This is a genomic window from Streptomyces sp. NBC_01298, assembly GCF_035978755.1.
GTDB lineage: Bacteria > Actinomycetota > Actinomycetes > Streptomycetales > Streptomycetaceae > Streptomyces.
In genome coordinates, this window is record NZ_CP108414.1 from 1,558,717 (window position 1) to 1,573,626 (window position 14,910).

At 70.2% G+C, this 14,910-nt stretch carries 14 protein-coding genes; 10 read left to right on the forward strand and 4 right to left on the reverse strand.

Annotated features, from left to right (window positions below; all coding sequences use genetic code 11):
- Window positions 1-6 precede the first annotated feature (6 nt).
- The 9 genes from OG730_RS07165 to OG730_RS07205 all read left to right on the forward strand — a co-directional run bounded on the left by OG730_RS07165 (window position 7) and on the right by OG730_RS07205 (window position 10,082).
- Entirely contained in the window at window positions 7-2,103 is a 2,097-nt protein-coding gene (locus OG730_RS07165; RefSeq protein WP_327303410.1) for an ethylmalonyl-CoA mutase, read from the forward strand.
- A complete protein-coding gene (locus tag OG730_RS07170) occupies window positions 2,100-3,074 on the forward strand; it encodes an HpcH/HpaI aldolase/citrate lyase family protein (protein WP_327303411.1) in 975 nt (324 codons plus the stop codon). Before OG730_RS07165 ends, OG730_RS07170 begins: the two co-directional genes overlap by 4 nt.
- 4 nt (window positions 3,075-3,078) lie before the next feature.
- Window positions 3,079-3,591: a MaoC family dehydratase gene (locus tag OG730_RS07175; protein WP_053681718.1), complete on the forward strand. Its 513-nt coding sequence runs from the start codon at window positions 3,079-3,081 to the stop codon at window positions 3,589-3,591.
- 4 nt (window positions 3,592-3,595) lie between these two features.
- On the forward strand, window positions 3,596-4,801 hold the full coding sequence (locus OG730_RS07180; RefSeq protein ID WP_327303412.1) for an acyl-CoA dehydrogenase family protein: 1,206 nt from the start codon (window positions 3,596-3,598) through the stop codon (window positions 4,799-4,801).
- A 185-nt stretch (window positions 4,802-4,986) separates the two neighbouring features.
- Complete coding sequence (locus OG730_RS07185; protein WP_266885018.1) at window positions 4,987-5,643, forward strand: phosphatidylserine decarboxylase; 657 nt, start codon at window positions 4,987-4,989, stop codon at window positions 5,641-5,643.
- A gap of 73 nt (window positions 5,644-5,716) precedes the next feature.
- Window positions 5,717-6,499: a CDP-diacylglycerol--serine O-phosphatidyltransferase gene (gene pssA, locus OG730_RS07190; RefSeq protein ID WP_266912559.1), complete on the forward strand. Its 783-nt coding sequence runs from the start codon at window positions 5,717-5,719 to the stop codon at window positions 6,497-6,499.
- 366 nt (window positions 6,500-6,865) lie between these two features.
- Window positions 6,866-8,371, forward strand: coding sequence for an AlkA N-terminal domain-containing protein (locus OG730_RS07195; RefSeq protein WP_327303413.1), 1,506 nt, complete (start codon window positions 6,866-6,868; stop codon window positions 8,369-8,371).
- 65 nt (window positions 8,372-8,436) lie between these two features.
- Window positions 8,437-8,943, forward strand: a complete 507-nt coding sequence (locus OG730_RS07200; RefSeq protein ID WP_327303414.1) for a methylated-DNA--[protein]-cysteine S-methyltransferase — start codon at window positions 8,437-8,439, stop codon at window positions 8,941-8,943.
- Between the two features lie 47 nt (window positions 8,944-8,990).
- Window positions 8,991-10,082 (forward strand): IS630 family transposase, encoded by a 1,092-nt coding sequence (locus OG730_RS07205; RefSeq protein WP_327302643.1) that lies wholly within the window; start codon window positions 8,991-8,993, stop codon window positions 10,080-10,082.
- On the opposite strand, the gene OG730_RS07210 is transcribed toward OG730_RS07205, so the two are convergent.
- The 4 genes from OG730_RS07210 to OG730_RS07225 are packed head-to-tail and all read right to left on the reverse strand — an operon-like array spanning window position 10,079 to window position 13,544.
- Entirely contained in the window at window positions 10,079-10,732 is a 654-nt protein-coding gene (locus OG730_RS07210; protein WP_327303415.1) for a CatB-related O-acetyltransferase, read from the reverse strand. The two genes, OG730_RS07205 and OG730_RS07210, sit on opposite strands and share 4 nt — an antisense overlap.
- Before the next feature lie 2 nt (window positions 10,733-10,734).
- Entirely contained in the window at window positions 10,735-11,163 is a 429-nt protein-coding gene (locus OG730_RS07215; protein WP_327303416.1) for a hypothetical protein, read from the reverse strand.
- A gap of 52 nt (window positions 11,164-11,215) precedes the next feature.
- A complete protein-coding gene (locus OG730_RS07220; protein ID WP_327303417.1) occupies window positions 11,216-11,719 on the reverse strand; it encodes an NUDIX domain-containing protein in 504 nt (167 codons plus the stop codon).
- Between the two features lie 37 nt (window positions 11,720-11,756).
- Window positions 11,757-13,544 carry a BCCT family transporter gene (locus OG730_RS07225; RefSeq protein ID WP_327303418.1) on the reverse strand — a complete coding sequence of 596 codons (1,788 nt, stop codon included), beginning with the start codon at window positions 13,542-13,544 and terminating at the stop codon, window positions 11,757-11,759.
- A 144-nt stretch (window positions 13,545-13,688) separates the two neighbouring features.
- On the opposite strand from OG730_RS07225, the gene OG730_RS07230 reads away from it, so the two are divergent.
- The gene (locus tag OG730_RS07230) at window positions 13,689-14,837 is read left to right on the forward strand and encodes a glycerate kinase (protein ID WP_327303419.1); all 1,149 of its coding nucleotides are present in this window, start codon (window positions 13,689-13,691) and stop codon (window positions 14,835-14,837) included.
- Window positions 14,838-14,910: the final 73 nt, after the last annotated feature.

Genomic DNA, 14,910 nt, shown 5'->3' on the forward strand with positions numbered 1-14,910 from the left:
CCTGAGATGACAGAGCGCCAGAAGGACCGTCCGTGGCTCATGCGGACGTACGCCGGCCACTCCACGGCCGAGGCGTCCAACGAGCTGTACCGCCGCAACCTCGCCAAGGGCCAGACCGGCCTGTCGGTCGCGTTCGACCTGCCGACGCAGACCGGCTACGACCCCGACCACATCCTCGCCCGCGGCGAGGTCGGCCGGGTCGGGGTCCCGGTCTCCCATCTGGGCGACATGCGGCGGCTGTTCCAGGACATCCCCCTGGAGCAGATGAACACCTCGATGACGATCAACGCCACCGCCATGTGGCTGCTGGCGCTCTACCAGGTGGCCGCCGAGGAGCAGGGCGCGGACATCGCCCAGCTCCAGGGCACCACCCAGAACGACATCGTCAAGGAGTACCTCTCGCGCGGGACGCACGTCTTCCCGCCCGGGCCCTCGCTCCGACTGACGACGGACATGATCGCGTACACGGTCAACCACATCCCGAAGTGGAACCCGATCAACATCTGCTCGTACCACCTCCAGGAGGCCGGGGCCACGCCCGTCCAGGAGATCTCGTACGCGATGTCCACGGCCATCGCGGTCCTGGACTCGGTGCGCGACTCGGGCCAGGTGCCCGAGGAGCGGTTCGGCGAGGTCGTCGCCCGGATCTCCTTCTTCGTGAACGCGGGCGTCCGCTTCATCGAGGAGATGTGCAAGATGCGCGCCTTCGGCCGCATCTGGGACAAGGTCACCCGCGAGCGCTACGGCATCGAGAACGAGAAGCAGCGCCGCTTCCGGTACGGGGTCCAGGTCAACTCCCTGGGCCTGACCGAGGCACAGCCGGAGAACAACGTCCAGCGGATCGTGCTGGAGATGCTCGCGGTGACCCTCTCCAAGGACGCCCGCGCCCGCGCCGTGCAGCTGCCCGCCTGGAACGAGGCGCTGGGCCTGCCCCGGCCCTGGGACCAGCAGTGGTCGCTGCGCATCCAGCAGGTCCTGGCCCACGAGAGCGACCTGCTGGAGTACGAGGACATCTTCGCCGGGTCGCACGTGATCGAGGCCAAGGTCGAGTCCCTGGTGACCGAGTGCCTGGCCGAGATCGACCGGATCCAGGAGATGGGCGGCGCGATGGCCGCCGTCGAGTCCGGGTACCTCAAGGGCGAGCTGGTCTCCTCGCACGCCGAGCGGCGGGCCCGGATCGAGGACGGCCAGGACAAGATCGTCGGCGTCAACTGCTTCCAGCAGACCGAGGAGAACCCGCTCACCGCGGACCTCGACGGCGCCATCATGACGGTGGACGGGGCCCTGGAGGCCCAGACCGTCGAGCGCATCGGCCGCTGGAAGGCCGAGCGCCAGGAGTCCTCGGACCGGCAGGGCGGCGGCGACCCGTTCGTCTTCCCCACCGTCATGCAGGCCCTGGACCGGCTGAAGGAGGCCGCCGCCGGGGACGAGAACCTCATGGAGGCCACCCTGGAGTGCGCCCGCGCCGGTGTCACCACCGGCGAGTGGTCGAGCGCCCTGCGCGAGGTGTTCGGGGAGTTCCGGGCGCCGACCGGGGTCTCCTCGGCCCCGGTGGCCGTGACCGCCGAGGAGGGAACCCCCATGGCCCTCGTCCGCGCGAAGGTCTCCCGTACGGCCGACGAGCTGGGATCCGGCCGGCTGCGCCTGCTGGTCGGCAAGCCCGGCCTGGACGGGCACTCCAACGGCGCCGAGCAGATCGCCGTACGGGCCCGCGACGCCGGCTTCGAGGTGGTCTACCAGGGCATCCGGCTCACCCCCGAGGAGATCTCCTCGGCGGCCCTGGCCGAGGACGTCCACTGCGTGGGACTGTCCATCCTGTCCGGCTCGCACAGCGCGCTCGTCCCCGACGTGCTGGAACGCCTGCGCGCGGCGGGGGCGGGTGACATCCCGGTGGTCCTCGGAGGCATCATTCCGAATGCCGACGCCGTGGCGCTCAAGGAGGCCGGGGTGGCGGCGGTCTTCACCCCGAAGGACTTCGGCATCACGGAGATCATCGGCAAAATCGTCGACGAGATCCGCAAGGCGAACAAGCTCCACCCGATCGGCGACGCCGCCGACACCGCTTTCACCGACATCACCGCAAGCACGGAGGTCCCCGCATGACCACGCCCCCTTCCCCGGTCAACCGGCTGCGGCCGCGCCGCTCCTGCCTCGCGGTGCCGGGTTCCAACCCCCGGTTCCTGGAGAAGGCCCAGGGCCTGCCGGCCGACCAGGTCTTCCTCGACCTGGAGGACGCCTGCGCCCCGCTCGCCAAGGAGGGCGCCCGCCACACGATCGTGGACGCGCTGAACCAGGGCGACTGGACCGGCAAGACCCGCGTGGTGCGCGTCAACGACTGGACCACGCACTGGACGTACCGCGACGTGATCACGGTCGTCGAGGGCGCCGGCCAGAACCTCGACTGCATCATGCTGCCGAAGGTCCAGGACGCCCAGCAGGTCGTGGCGCTCGACCTCCTGCTGACGCAGATCGAGAAGACGATGGGCTTCGAGGTCGGCAAGATCGGCATCGAGGCGCAGATCGAGAACGCCAAGGGCCTGGTGAACGTCGACGCGATCGCCGGCGCCTCGCCGCGGCTGGAGACCATCATCTTCGGACCGGCCGACTTCATGGCCTCCATCAACATGAAGTCCCTGGTCGTGGGCATGCAGCCGCCCGGCTACGGCGCGGACGCCTACCACTACATCCTGATGCGGATCCTGATGGCGGCCCGCATGCACGACCTCCAGGCGATCGACGGCCCCTTCCTCCAGATCAAGAACGTCGACGGCTACCGCGAGGTCGCCGGGCGCGCGGCGGCCCTCGGCTTCGACGGCAAGTGGGTGCTGCACCCCGGCCAGGTCGACGCGGCCAACGAGGTCTTCTCCCCCTCCCAGGAGGACTACGACCACGCCGAGCTGATCCTCGACGCGTACGACTGGTGCACCTCCGAGGCCGGCGGCAAGAAGGGCTCGGCGATGCTCGGCGACGAGATGATCGACGAGGCCAGCCGCAAGATGGCGCTGGTCATCTCGGGCAAGGGCCGCGCCGCGGGCATGCAGCGCACCACCAAGTTCGAGATCCCGGAGGCGTAGCACCATGCAGTTCGGACGCACCTACGAAGAGTTCGAGATCGGCGCGGTCTACAAGCACTGGCCCGGAAAGACGGTCACCGAGTACGACGACCACCTCTTCTGTCTGCTGACCATGAACCACCACCCGCTCCACATGGACAGCAACTACGCGGAGAACACCACCGACTTCGGCAAGAACGTCGTCGTGGGCAACTACATCTACTCGCTGCTGCTGGGCATGTCGGTGCCGGACGTCTCCGGCAAGGCCATCGCCAACCTGGAGATCGAGTCGCTGCGGCACGTGGCGCCGACCTTCCACGGGGACACGATCTACGGCGAGACCACGGTCCTCGACAAGACCCCGTCGAAGTCGAAGAACGACCGCGGCATCGTCTACGTGGAGACCAAGGGCTACAAGCAGGACGGCACCCTCGTCTGCGTCTTCCGGCGCAAGGTGATGGTCCCGACCGAGACGTACATCAAGGAGCGCGGCGGCGAGCAGCCCGGCCGCCCCACGCTGAAGGAACAGGGGAAGTAGAACCATGAGCCGACTTGCCCAGACCGCCGGCCTGACGGACGACCAGAGGGACATCCTCAAGACCGTCCGGGAGTTCGTCGACAAGGAGATCATCCCGGTCGCGACCGAGCTGGAGCACCGGGACGAATACCCGCAGCAGATCGTCGACGGCCTCAAGGAACTCGGCCTCTTCGGCCTGATGATCCCGGAGGAGTACGGCGGCCTGGGTGAGTCGCTGCTCACCTACGCGCTGTGCGTCGAGGAGATCGCGCGCGGCTGGATGTCCGTCTCGGGCATCATCAACACGCACTTCATCGTGGCGTACATGCTCAAGCAGCACGGAACGCAGGAGCAGCGGGAGTACTTCCTCCCGCGGATGGCCCTGGGCGAGGTGCGCGGCGCGTTCTCGATGTCCGAGCCGGGGCTCGGCTCCGATGTGTCGGCCATCACCTCGAAGGCGGTGAAGGACGGTGACGAGTACGTCCTGAACGGCCAGAAGATGTGGCTGACGAACGGCGGCACGTCCACGCTGGTGGCCGTTCTGGTGCGCAGTGACGAAGGACACCCGGAGGGCACCGCGCCCCACAAGTCGATGACGACCTTCCTCGTGGAGAAGGAGGCCGGCTTCGGTGAGGTCCGGCCCGGCCTGACCATCCCGGGCAAGATCGACAAGATGGGCTACAAGGGCGTCGACACGACCGAGCTCATCATGGACGGACTGCGCATTCCGGCCAATCGGGTCCTCGGCGGCGAGACCGGCCGAGGGTTTTACCAAATGATGGACGGGGTCGAGGTCGGCCGCGTCAACGTGGCGGCCCGTGGCTGCGGCGTCGCACAGCGTGCGTTCGAGCTCGGTGTCTCTTATGCCCAGCAACGTCACACTTTCGGCAAGGCCATCGCCGAGCACCAGGCGATCCAGTTCAAGCTGGCCGAGATGGCTACCAAGGTCGAAGCCGCCCATGCGATGATGGTCAATGCAGCACGCAAAAAGGACTCCGGGGAACGAAACGACCTCGAAGCAGGGATGGCGAAGTACCTCGCCTCCGAGTACTGCAAGGAGGTGGTGGAGGACGCGTTCCGTATCCACGGTGGCTACGGCTTCTCGAAGGAGTACGAGATCGAGCGTCTCTACCGCGAGGCGCCCATGCTGCTCATCGGTGAAGGTACCGCCGAGATCCAGAAAATGATCATCGGGCGACGCCTGCTCGAGGAGTACCGGCTCCAGGGCTGAAAGTCCCTTTTGGGGTAAATCATCCAGTGGTTTCCCGCGAAAGGGTCACTAGCAGTCACTGGCTCACGGCCATCGACTCGGCTTCTGGCTTGCCCAGTTGTTGCGCGCAACCGATAGCATTCCAGTAAAGCCGCCGTCCCGTCCCCCCGTTTGCGGCGCGGCATCACCCGCTACGAAGGTCATCCATGCCCCACAGCCAAACCTCTGCACCTCGCGTCGGCCTCCTCGGTGGACGCCTCGCGCGCGGAGCATCGCCGTGGCTTCTGCCGACCGTCGCCACCGCCGCCGTCAGCCTCGTCCGGGCCCGCAAGTCCGGACGCTGGGCGGCCGTGGCCGTGCCCACCACCGCGCTCGCGGCGGGCATGCTGTGGTTCTTCCGCGACCCCGAGCGTGAGATCACGCAGGGCAGGGTCATCTCGCCCGCCGACGGTGTGGTGCAGAGCATCATGCCGTGGAAGGACGGACGCACCCGCGTCGCGATCTTCATGAGCCCCCTGAACGTCCACGTCAACCGCGCGCCCCTCGCGGGCACGGTGACGTCCGTGGAGCACGTCCCCGGTGGATTCGTTCCGGCGTTCAACAAGGAGAGCGAGAACAACGAGCGCGTCGTCTGGCACTTCGACACCGAACTCGGCGACATCGAGATGGTGCAGATCGCCGGCGCCGTCGCCCGTCGCATCGTCCCGTACCTGCCGGCCGGCACCAAGGTGGAGCAGGGCGAACGCATCGGTCTGATCCGCTTCGGCTCCCGCGTCGACATCTACCTCCCCGAGGGCGTCGAGGTCGCGGTCGAGGTCGGACAGGCCACCACCGCGGGGGTGACCCGAATTGACCGTGACTGAACCTGAGACCCCGGCGACGCCGGCGACCGGCTGGGTGCCGGAGGCTGCCGAGGAGGAGTCCACCGAGGACGACATGCCGCTGTCACTGCGGCTGTCGATAGCGGACACCCTCACCCTCGGCAACGCGACCTGCGGATTCATGGCGGTGTACTTCACCACCACCGGAATCCTCATCCCGCACCTCACCGGCAGCGGCGAGTCGGGCATGGCCCGCAGCAGCGCGGCCACCGCCGTGATACTGATGCTGCTCGCCGCGGTCTTCGACCTCTTCGACGGCATCGTGGCCCGCAAGCTGCGCAGCTCGCCGATGGGCGCGGAGCTGGACAACCTGTCCGACCTGATCAGCTTCGGGCTGGCTCCGGCGTACTTCGTGCTCGTCTACGGCATGGTCGCCGATGACGCCGTGCAGAAGATGTCGGCGCTGGCGGCGATCGTGGTCCTGCTGGCGGTCGTCCTGCGCCTCGCGAGATTCAGCTGCGTGGCGATGAAGGACGGCATGTTCCAGGGCATGCCGAGCCCCTTCGGTGCGCTGACGGTCGTCTCGATCGTGCTGCTGGAGCTGCCGTTCATCCCGACCCTGCTGGCGATCGTCGGCGTGGCCTGGCTGATGGTGAGCCGGGTCGAGTACCCCAAGCCGCGGGGTGTCCTCGCGGTGGCGATGCTGAGCTGGATCGTCGCGGCGATGGGTCTGCTGGCCGCGTGGGCGTTCGACGCGCCGGGCGGCGGGCTGCTGCTCCAGACCGGCTGCGCGCTGCAGATCGCTCTGGCGGCGACCATCCCGCTGTTCGCGACGACCCGTCGCGCGAACACGTTCCGCCACAACCGTCGCGAGGCGAGGGCCACCCAGGCCCCGTAGCCTCCACCGCACGCACGCAAGGGCCCCCGGCCGCCGTACAGGCGGCCGGGGGCCCTTCTGTGTGCCGGGGGCGCCTACGCCGCTGTGTGTGGGCTGGGTCCCCTACCCGCCCTTCGCCCGTTCCCCGGAGCTCCGCCCCGGACCCGTTCCCGGGTGCGGCGCCGTTGCCGGGGGCCAGCCCCCGGGACCCCCGCTCCTCAAACGCCGGAGGGGCTGGATTTTCGCCGGCGTCGGCCGCATCCAGCCTCGCCGGCGTTTGAGGAGCGGGGAAGGGGCGGCGGGCCGGAGGCGGAGCGCGGGCCACGCGTACGCTTGGTGTCGGAAAACCGCCAGCCCGGGGACGGCCCGCCCAGGAGGATGGGAGCCATGTACACCGATAAGGAGCGTTGCGTACGGGCCGTCCAGTCGAAGGACGCCCGGTTCGACGGATGGTTCTTCACCGCCGTCAGGACCACCGGGATCTACTGCCGCCCCAGCTGCCCCGCCGTACCGCCCAAGGTCGAGAACATGACCTTCCTGCCCAGCGCCGCCGCCTGCCAGCAGAGCGGGTACCGGGCCTGCAAGCGGTGCCGGCCCGACACCTCGCCCGGCTCCCCCGAGTGGAACGCCCGCGCCGACGCCGTCGCCCGTGCCATGCGCCTCATCCAGGACGGCGTGGTCGACCGCGAGGGCGTCCCCGGGCTCGCCACCCGGCTCGGGTACTCCTCCCGGCAGGTGGAGCGCCAGCTGAACGCCGAGCTCGGCGCCGGGCCCCTCGCCCTGGCCAGGGCCCAGCGCGCGCAGACCGCCCGGCTGCTGATCGAGACTTCCGGGCTCCCCATGGGCGACATCGCCTTCGCCGCCGGGTTCTCCTCGATCCGGACCTTCAACGACACCGTCCGCGAGGTGTTCGCCCTGGCCCCGAGCGAGCTCCGGACGCGGGCCGCGGGCCGGGGGGCCGCCCCGGGTGCCGGAGCCGGAGCCGGCAGCGCCCAGGTGCCCGGCACCATCAGCCTGCGGCTCCCCTTCCGCGCCCCGCTGACCCCCGACAACCTCTTCGGACACCTCGCCGCGACCGCGGTCCCCGGGGTCGAGGAGTGGCGGGCCGGCGCCTACCGCCGCACGCTGCGGCTGCCGTACGGCACCGGTGTCGTCGCCCTCACGCCGCGGCCCGACCACATCGGCTGCAAGCTCGCCCTCACCGACCTGCGCGACCTCACCATCGCCATCAGCCGCTGCCGCCGGCTCCTGGACCTCGACGCGGACCCCGAGGCCGTGGACGAGCAGCTGAGCGCCGACCCGCTGCTGGCCCCGCTCGTGGCCAAGGCTCCCGGCCGCCGGGTGCCGCGCACCGTCGACGCGGAGGAGTTCGCCGTACGGGCCGTCCTCGGCCAGCAGGTGTCGACCGCGGCGGCCCGTACGCACGCGGCCCGTCTGGTGCGCGCCCTGGGCGAGCCGGTGGCCGATCCCGACCCCGAGGGCGGGCTGACGCACCTGTTCCCCACCTCGCAGGCCCTGGCCGGGATGGACCCGGAGTCCCTGGCCATGCCGCGCAGCCGGCGGACCACCTTCACCACGCTGGTCTCGGCCCTGGCCGACGGCTCGCTCCCGCTCGGGATCGACAGCGACTGGGAGGCGGCCCGCGCACGGCTGGGGGCGCTGCCGGGTTTCGGGCCGTGGACCACCGAGATCATCGCGATGCGGGCCCTGGGCGACCCCGACGCCTTCATCCCGGCCGACCTGGGCATCCGGCGGGCCGCGAAGGGGCTCGGCCTGCCCTCCACGCCCGCGGCACTGACCGCCCGCGCGGCGCACTGGCGGCCCTGGCGCGCGTACGCCGTGCAGTACCTGTGGGCCACCGAGGACCACGCCATCAACGTCCTGCCCGTCTGACCCCGATCCCGATCCCGATCCCGATCCCGATCCCACCCCACCGACTTCCGAGGAGTACGAGCATCATGAGCAGCAGTACCGCCAAGCAGCACACCGTCGTGGACAGCCCCTACGGGCCGCTCACCCTCGTCGCCGCCGACGGGGTCCTCTGCGGGCTCTACATGACCGGGCAGCGCCACCGCCCGGCCGAGGAGGCCTTCGGGGAGCGCGTCGCGGAAGGCGAGGCGCCCTTCCCTGAGGTGGTGCGGCAGCTGACCGCGTACTTCGCCGGGGAGCTCACCGCCTTCGACCTGCCGGTCAGGCTGGAGGGCACCGAGTTCCAGCGCAGCGTCTGGGAGCAGCTCGTACGGATCCCCTACGGGCAGACCTGGTCCTACGGGGAACTGGCCGCCAAGCTGGGCAAGCCGAACGCCTCGCGCGCGGTCGGCCTGGCCAACGGGAAGAACCCGGTCGGCATCATCGTGCCGTGCCACCGCGTCATCGGGGCCTCCGGCTCCATGACGGGCTACGGAGGCGGCATCGACCGCAAGGTACGCCTGCTGGCCTTCGAGTCCGGGGCCGAGCAGCTCTAGGGGAGACCCCCTAGTGACCTGAGTCTGAGGTTTGTCGTTAGTTCGGCATGAGTCGTCCCGGTCCGAAGATTCCGCCGTTGTCGGTGACTGATGCCCAGCGTGCTGTGCTGGAGGGCTGGTTACGTCGTCGTTCGACAGCTCAGGCTCTGGCTCAGCGGTCGCGGATCGTGCTGGAGTGCGCGGGCGGGCATTCGGTGATGGAAGTTTCGCGGCGGCTTGGGATCGCGCCGGACACGGTCCGCACCTGGCGGCGGCGGTTTCTGGAGCACGGCCTGGACGGGCTGGGCGACGAGCCGCGGCCGGGTGTCCCGCGGAAGATCACCGACGCTGATGTCGAGCGGGTGATCGTCAAAACACTGGAAGAGACGCCGAAGAACGCGACGCACTGGTCGACGAGGTCGATGGCCGCGGCCACGGGAATGTCGCAGTCGACCGTCTCAAGGATCTGGCGGGCGTTCGCGCTGGCTCCGCATCGTTCGCAGACGTTCAAGCTGTCGACGGACCCGCTGTTCATCGACAAGGTCCGCGACGTGGTCGGCCTCTACCTGGACCCGCCGGAGAAGGCTCTGGTCCTCTGCGTGGATGAGAAGTCGCAGATCCAGGCCCTGGACCGGTCCCAGCCGGTCCTGCCGATGATGCCTGGCGTTCCAGAGCGCCGCAGTCACGACTACATCCGCGCCGGCACAACCACCCTCTTCGCGGCCCTGGAGGTCGCCACCGGCAAGGTCATCGGGTCTCTCCACCGCCGCCACCGGGCCGCCGAGTTCAAGAAGTTCCTGGCCAAGATCGACAAAGAAGTGCCGGCGGATCTTCAGATCCATCTGATCCTCGACAACTATGCGACCCACAAGACGCCGGACATCAAGAAATGGCTGCTGGCACACCCGCGGTTCCACCTGCACTTCACACCGACGAGTGCGTCGTGGCTGAACCTGGTGGAGCGGTGGTTCGCCGAGCTCACCCAGAAGAAGCTCAAGCGTGGAGTCCACCGCTCCGTCCAGGCTCTCGAGCGCGACATCCGTTCATGGCTGGCCGACTGGAACGACCAGCCCAAGCCCTTCCTCTGGACGAAGACAGCCGACGAGATCCTCGACAAAGTCGCCGCCTACTGCCACCGAATCTCTGACTCAGGTCACTAGCGAGCCCCCGGTGCGACGGCCTCCAGGTCCGCGACGGTGCCGGACATGACGGTACGGACGTGCCGGGTGAGGTGCTCCACGGGCCAGTCCCACCAGGCCAGGGCGAGCAGGCGGGCGATCTCCCCGTCGGTGTGGCGGGTCCGGATCAGGGTGGCGGGGTTGCCGCCGACGATCCCGTAGTCGGGGACGTCGTCCACGACCACGGCCCCGGCGGCGACGATCGCGCCGTGTCCGATGCGCACCCCGGGCATGACCGTGGCCCCGTAGCCGAACCAGACGTCGTTGCCGACGACGGTGTCGCCCCGGCCGGGCAGGCCGGCGAGCAGGTCGGAGTGCTCGGCCCAGGACCCGCCCATGATGGGGAACGGGAAGGTGGAGGGGCCGTCCATGCGGTGGTTGGCGCCGTTCATGAGGAAGCGGACCCCGGTGCCCAGTGCGCAGAACTTCCCGATGACCAGCTTCTCCGGCCCGTAGTGGTAGAGCACGTTGCGGGTCTCGAAGGCGGTGGGGTCGTCCGGGTCGTCGTAGTAGGAGTACTCCCCCACCTCGATCAGCGGCGAGGTGACCAGCGGCTTCAGCAGGACCACGCGCGGCTGGCCGGGGATCGGGTGGAGCACCGTCGGGTCCGCGGGGAGGGGGAGGGAACTCACGGCTAGATGACCACCAGCGGGACGAGCAGCGCGAAGCCGGCGCCGGCCTCGACCGCGTAGGCGTACAGGGACGGGTGCTGGACGGGGGCCGCGAGCAGGACCACGCTCTGCTGGGCGGCGGCCGCGCCGACCCAGTCGGCGTCGGCGCCGAGGCCGCCCTGGTACCAGCCCTCGCAGGCGCCGGGGCCGGTGACGGCGAGGACGTCGTCCTCGCGGCGGTAGAAGGCCTGCCAGCCCTCGGCCGGTACGGACCAGGCCTCGAAGTCGGTGAACTGCGCCCAGCCGCCGTCGCGGATCGCCGTGTCGAACATCCAGACCGGGACCCCCTCGGGGGTGACCTCGCCGCTCTCCTGCTGGTCGGTGGTGAAGTGGACCATGGGCAGGGCGTCGGGCCCGTCGGCGGTACTGGGCCAGGCGTACATCGTGATCATCTGCTGAATTCTGTCCTGCTCGGTGTAGGCACGGAATAACGAGCGGAAGGGGCTACGAGGCCTGCGGCCCGCGGCCGTTCTCCAGCTCCACGGTGCCCTCGCCGGAGAGCAGCACGCGGTACGCCTCCTGGGTGCGCAGGCCCAGGGAGCCGAGCAGATGGTCCGTCAGCTCGGCCGGATCCACGAGCCGCCACGAGAGAAGCTCCTCCTCCTGGAGCTTGACGGAGGCGAGCTGTGCGGCGTCGAGCACGCCGCCGTCGTAGAGGTAGGCGACGAGCGGGGGCCGGCCCGGGCCGGTCGACCAGTCGACGGCGAGGAGCCGGCCGAGCGGCACGTCGATGCCGATCTCCTCGGCGCTCTCCCGGCGGGCGGCCGTACGCGGGGACTCCCCCGTGTCCGACTCGATGGTGCCGCCCGGCAGGGCCCAGCCCTCCCGGTAGTTGGGCTCCACGAGGAGCACCCGGCCCTCGGCGTCCCGGAACAGGGCGGCCGCTCCGGCCAGCACCCGGGGCAGGCTCGCGATGTAGGTGGCGTAGTCATCCGTGGTGGTGGTCACCGCGCAACCCTACCCAGCCGCCCCGGGCCCGTGGGGATCACCCTTCCGGGGTGGACCCGCCGCCGGTGCCTCCACCGGTTCCGCCGCCCGTGCCGCCGGCGCTTCCGCCGCCGGAGCCGTCCTCCCGGTCGCGGTTCCTCGACTCCGCCACGCGGCGCAGGCGGGGGTGGCGGGCCGGGCCCTGCTCGGTGATGGCGTCGCCGACCATGGCCTTGACCGCGTCCCGGAGCCCGTGCAGGGCGTGGTGGCGGACCGGGCCCGCGCCCGGGTCCTCCCGCAGCTCCTTCACCAGGGCCCAGCACAGGACCAGCATCACCACCACGAAGGGCAGCGCGACCAGGATGGTGGCCGTCTGGAGGGACTTCAGGCCGCCCGCGACGAGGAGCACGGCGGCCACGGAGGCCATCAGCACGCCCCAGGTGACCACGAGCCAGGTCGGCGGGTGCAGGGAGCCGCGGCTGGTGAGGGAGCCCATGACGAGGGAGGCGGAGTCGGCGCTGGTGACGAAGTACGTCATCACCAGGAGCATCGCGATCCACGAGGTGACCGTGCCGAGCGGGAGCGCGTCGAGCATCGCGAAGAGCGTGGCCTCGGTGCCCTCCTTGGCCTTGGCGGCCATGTCGGCGACGCCGGTGGAGTCGAGGCGGATCGCGGTGCCGCCCATGACGCAGAACCAGACGACGGTGGCGCCGCTGGGCACCAGGAGCACGCCGACGAGGAACTCGCGGATGGTGCGGCCGCGCGAGATGCGGGCGATGAAGGTGCCGACGAAGGGTGCCCAGGAGAGCCACCACGCCCAGTAGAAGATCGTCCACGCGCCGAGCCACTCACTGTCGGTGAAGGCGCCGGTGCGGGTGGCCATCGGGAGGAGTTCGTGCAGGTAGCTGCCGATGCTCGCCGGGATCACGTCGAGGATGTAGACCGTCGGGCCGAGGACGAAGACGAAGGCCATCAGGGCCGCGGCGAGCACGATGTTGATCGTGCTGAGCCATTTGACGCCCTTGTGCAGCCCGGAGAAGGCGGAGAGCACGAAGGCGGCCGACAGGGATCCGATGATGATCAGCTCGACCGTGGTCGAGTCCTCGATCCCCGTCGTGATGTTGAGCCCCTTGGCCACCTGGAGGGCGCCGAGGCCGAGGCTGGTCGCGGTGCCGAAGACGGTCGCGAAGACGGCGAGCAGGTCGATGGCCTTGCCCTGCCAGCCGTTGGCGCGCTCCTCGCCCATGAGGGGGACGAAGGCGGAGCTGAGGCGGTTGCCGCGGCCCTTGCGGAAGGTCGCGTAGGCGAGGGCGAGGCCGGCGATGCCGTAGATCGCCCAGGGGGTGAGGGTCCAGTGGAAGAAGGAGTAGTCGAGCGCGGCGCGGGCCGCGTCGCCGGTGCCGGGCGCCGCGCCCGAGGCCGGGGGCGGGTTCAGGTAGTGGGTGAGCGGCTCGCCCACCCCGTAGAACATCAGCCCGATGCCCATGCCGGCGCTGAACATCATCGCGATCCACGCGAGGTTCGTGAACTCCGGCTCCGAGTCGTCCCTGCCGAGGCGGATCCGGCCGAAGCGGCTGATCGCGAGCACGACGCACATGACGAGGAACACATCGGCGGCGATCACGAAGAGCCACGCGAAGTTGCTCAGCACCCAGGCCAGTGCGGTGCTCGACGCCGAGTCGAAGGAACTCTTGCCCAGCGCAGCCCAGGCGACGACCGCCAGGACCGCGATCACCCCGATGGTGACGACGGTGAGGTCGGGAGCGCCGTCCGTGCCGTCGCCGGGGCCCTGCGACCCGCCACCTGGGGAATCCGGACGTGGCTGTTCCAGTGAATCCGTGCTCATGCGGCCACACTATGCAGGCGTATATCCCTATTTAGGGGCATGCCGCGCCGTGTGTGGCCCAGGCCACGCATGGGCATAGGAGGATCCTCCGGATAGGCTCATGGGTGGCGCGACTGCACTGTTCGATAGCAAGGGATTAGCAAGGTGACGGACGGAGCAGTAACTGAGACCGCGCGCGTGCTCATCGCCGCGGACAAATTCAAGGGCTCGCTCACGGCCGTTCAGGTCGCGGAGCGGGTCACGGCCGGCCTTCGCAAGGCCGTACCGGGCGTGGAGATCGAGACCCTCCCCGTCGCGGACGGCGGCGACGGTACGGTCGCGGCCGCTGTGGCGGCCGGTTTCGAACGCCGGGAGGTACGGGTCACCGGACCGCTCGGTGACCAGGTCACGGCCGCTTTCGCGCTGCGCGAGGGCACCGCGGTGGTCGAGATGGCGGAGGCCTCCGGCCTCCAGCTGCTGCCGGCGGGTGTCTTCGCCCCGCTGACGGCGACCACCTACGGCTCCGGCGAACTGCTGAAGGCCGCACTCGACGCGGGAGCGCGCTCGATCGTCTTCGGTGTGGGCGGCAGCGCCACCACCGACGGCGGCGCCGGCATGCTGGCCGCGCTGGGCGCGGTGTTCCTGGATGCGAACGGTGAACCCGTCGGTCCGGGCGGCGGCGCGCTGGCCGGGCTGGCCTCGGCCGACCTGTCGGGCGTCGACCCCCGCATCAAGGAGATCGACTTCGTCCTGGCGAGCGACGTGGACAACCCGCTGACGGGTCCGAAGGGCGCTCCGGCGGTCTACGGCCCGCAGAAGGGGGCGTCGCCCGAGGACGTGGCGACGCTGGACGCGGCGCTGGCGCACTTCGCGGTGGTCCTGGAGAAGTCGATCGGCTCCCTGGCCGGCGAGGCGGCGGTTTCGCCCGGCGCGGGCGGGGCGGGCGGCATCGGCTACGGGGCCCTGCTGCTCGGCGCCTCGTTCCGTCCCGGCATCGAGCTGATGCTGGAGGTGCTCGGCTTCGCGCCGGCACTGGAGCGGGCCACGCTGGTCATCACCGGTGAGGGTTCGCTGGACGAGCAGACGCTCCACGGCAAGGCTCCGGCCGGTGTCGCGGCGGCGGCTCGCGCCGCGGGCAAGCCGGTCGTCGCGGTCTGCGGCCGCCTGCTGCTCTCGCAGGAGGCGCTGGAGGCCGCGGGCATCCGCAAGGCCTACCCGCTCACGGACCTCGAGCCGGATCCCGCGGTGAGCATCCCGAACGCGGGGCCGCTGCTGGAGCGGGTGGCGCAGAACATCGCGGCCGACGTCCTCTGACGAGGCGTCCGCCCTGTCCGGCGGCCCGGATCCCCTGACGGGGGTCCGGGCCGTCGGCGTGTACGGGGCGCCG

Excerpts from the sequence above, each read along its gene's own strand:
- OG730_RS07215 (WP_327303416.1), bottom strand. The coding sequence starts at position 11,163 with ATGATCACGATGTACGCCTGGCCCAGTACCGCCGACGGGCCCGACGCC.
- OG730_RS07225 (WP_327303418.1), bottom strand. The coding sequence starts at position 13,544 with ATGAGCACGGATTCACTGGAACAGCCACGTCCGGATTCCCCAGGTGGC.
- pssA (WP_266912559.1), top strand. The coding sequence starts at position 5,717 with ATGCCGCTGTCACTGCGGCTGTCGATAGCGGACACCCTCACCCTCGGC.
- OG730_RS07180 (WP_327303412.1), top strand. The coding sequence starts at position 3,596 with ATGAGCCGACTTGCCCAGACCGCCGGCCTGACGGACGACCAGAGGGAC.
- OG730_RS07205 (WP_327302643.1), top strand. The coding sequence starts at position 8,991 with ATGAGTCGTCCCGGTCCGAAGATTCCGCCGTTGTCGGTGACTGATGCC.
- OG730_RS07175 (WP_053681718.1), top strand. The coding sequence starts at position 3,079 with ATGCAGTTCGGACGCACCTACGAAGAGTTCGAGATCGGCGCGGTCTAC.
- OG730_RS07185 (WP_266885018.1), top strand. The coding sequence starts at position 4,987 with ATGCCCCACAGCCAAACCTCTGCACCTCGCGTCGGCCTCCTCGGTGGA.
- OG730_RS07170 (WP_327303411.1), top strand. The coding sequence starts at position 2,100 with ATGACCACGCCCCCTTCCCCGGTCAACCGGCTGCGGCCGCGCCGCTCC.
- OG730_RS07165 (WP_327303410.1), top strand. The coding sequence starts at position 7 with ATGACAGAGCGCCAGAAGGACCGTCCGTGGCTCATGCGGACGTACGCC.
- OG730_RS07200 (WP_327303414.1), top strand. The coding sequence starts at position 8,437 with ATGAGCAGCAGTACCGCCAAGCAGCACACCGTCGTGGACAGCCCCTAC.
- OG730_RS07195 (WP_327303413.1), top strand. The coding sequence starts at position 6,866 with ATGTACACCGATAAGGAGCGTTGCGTACGGGCCGTCCAGTCGAAGGAC.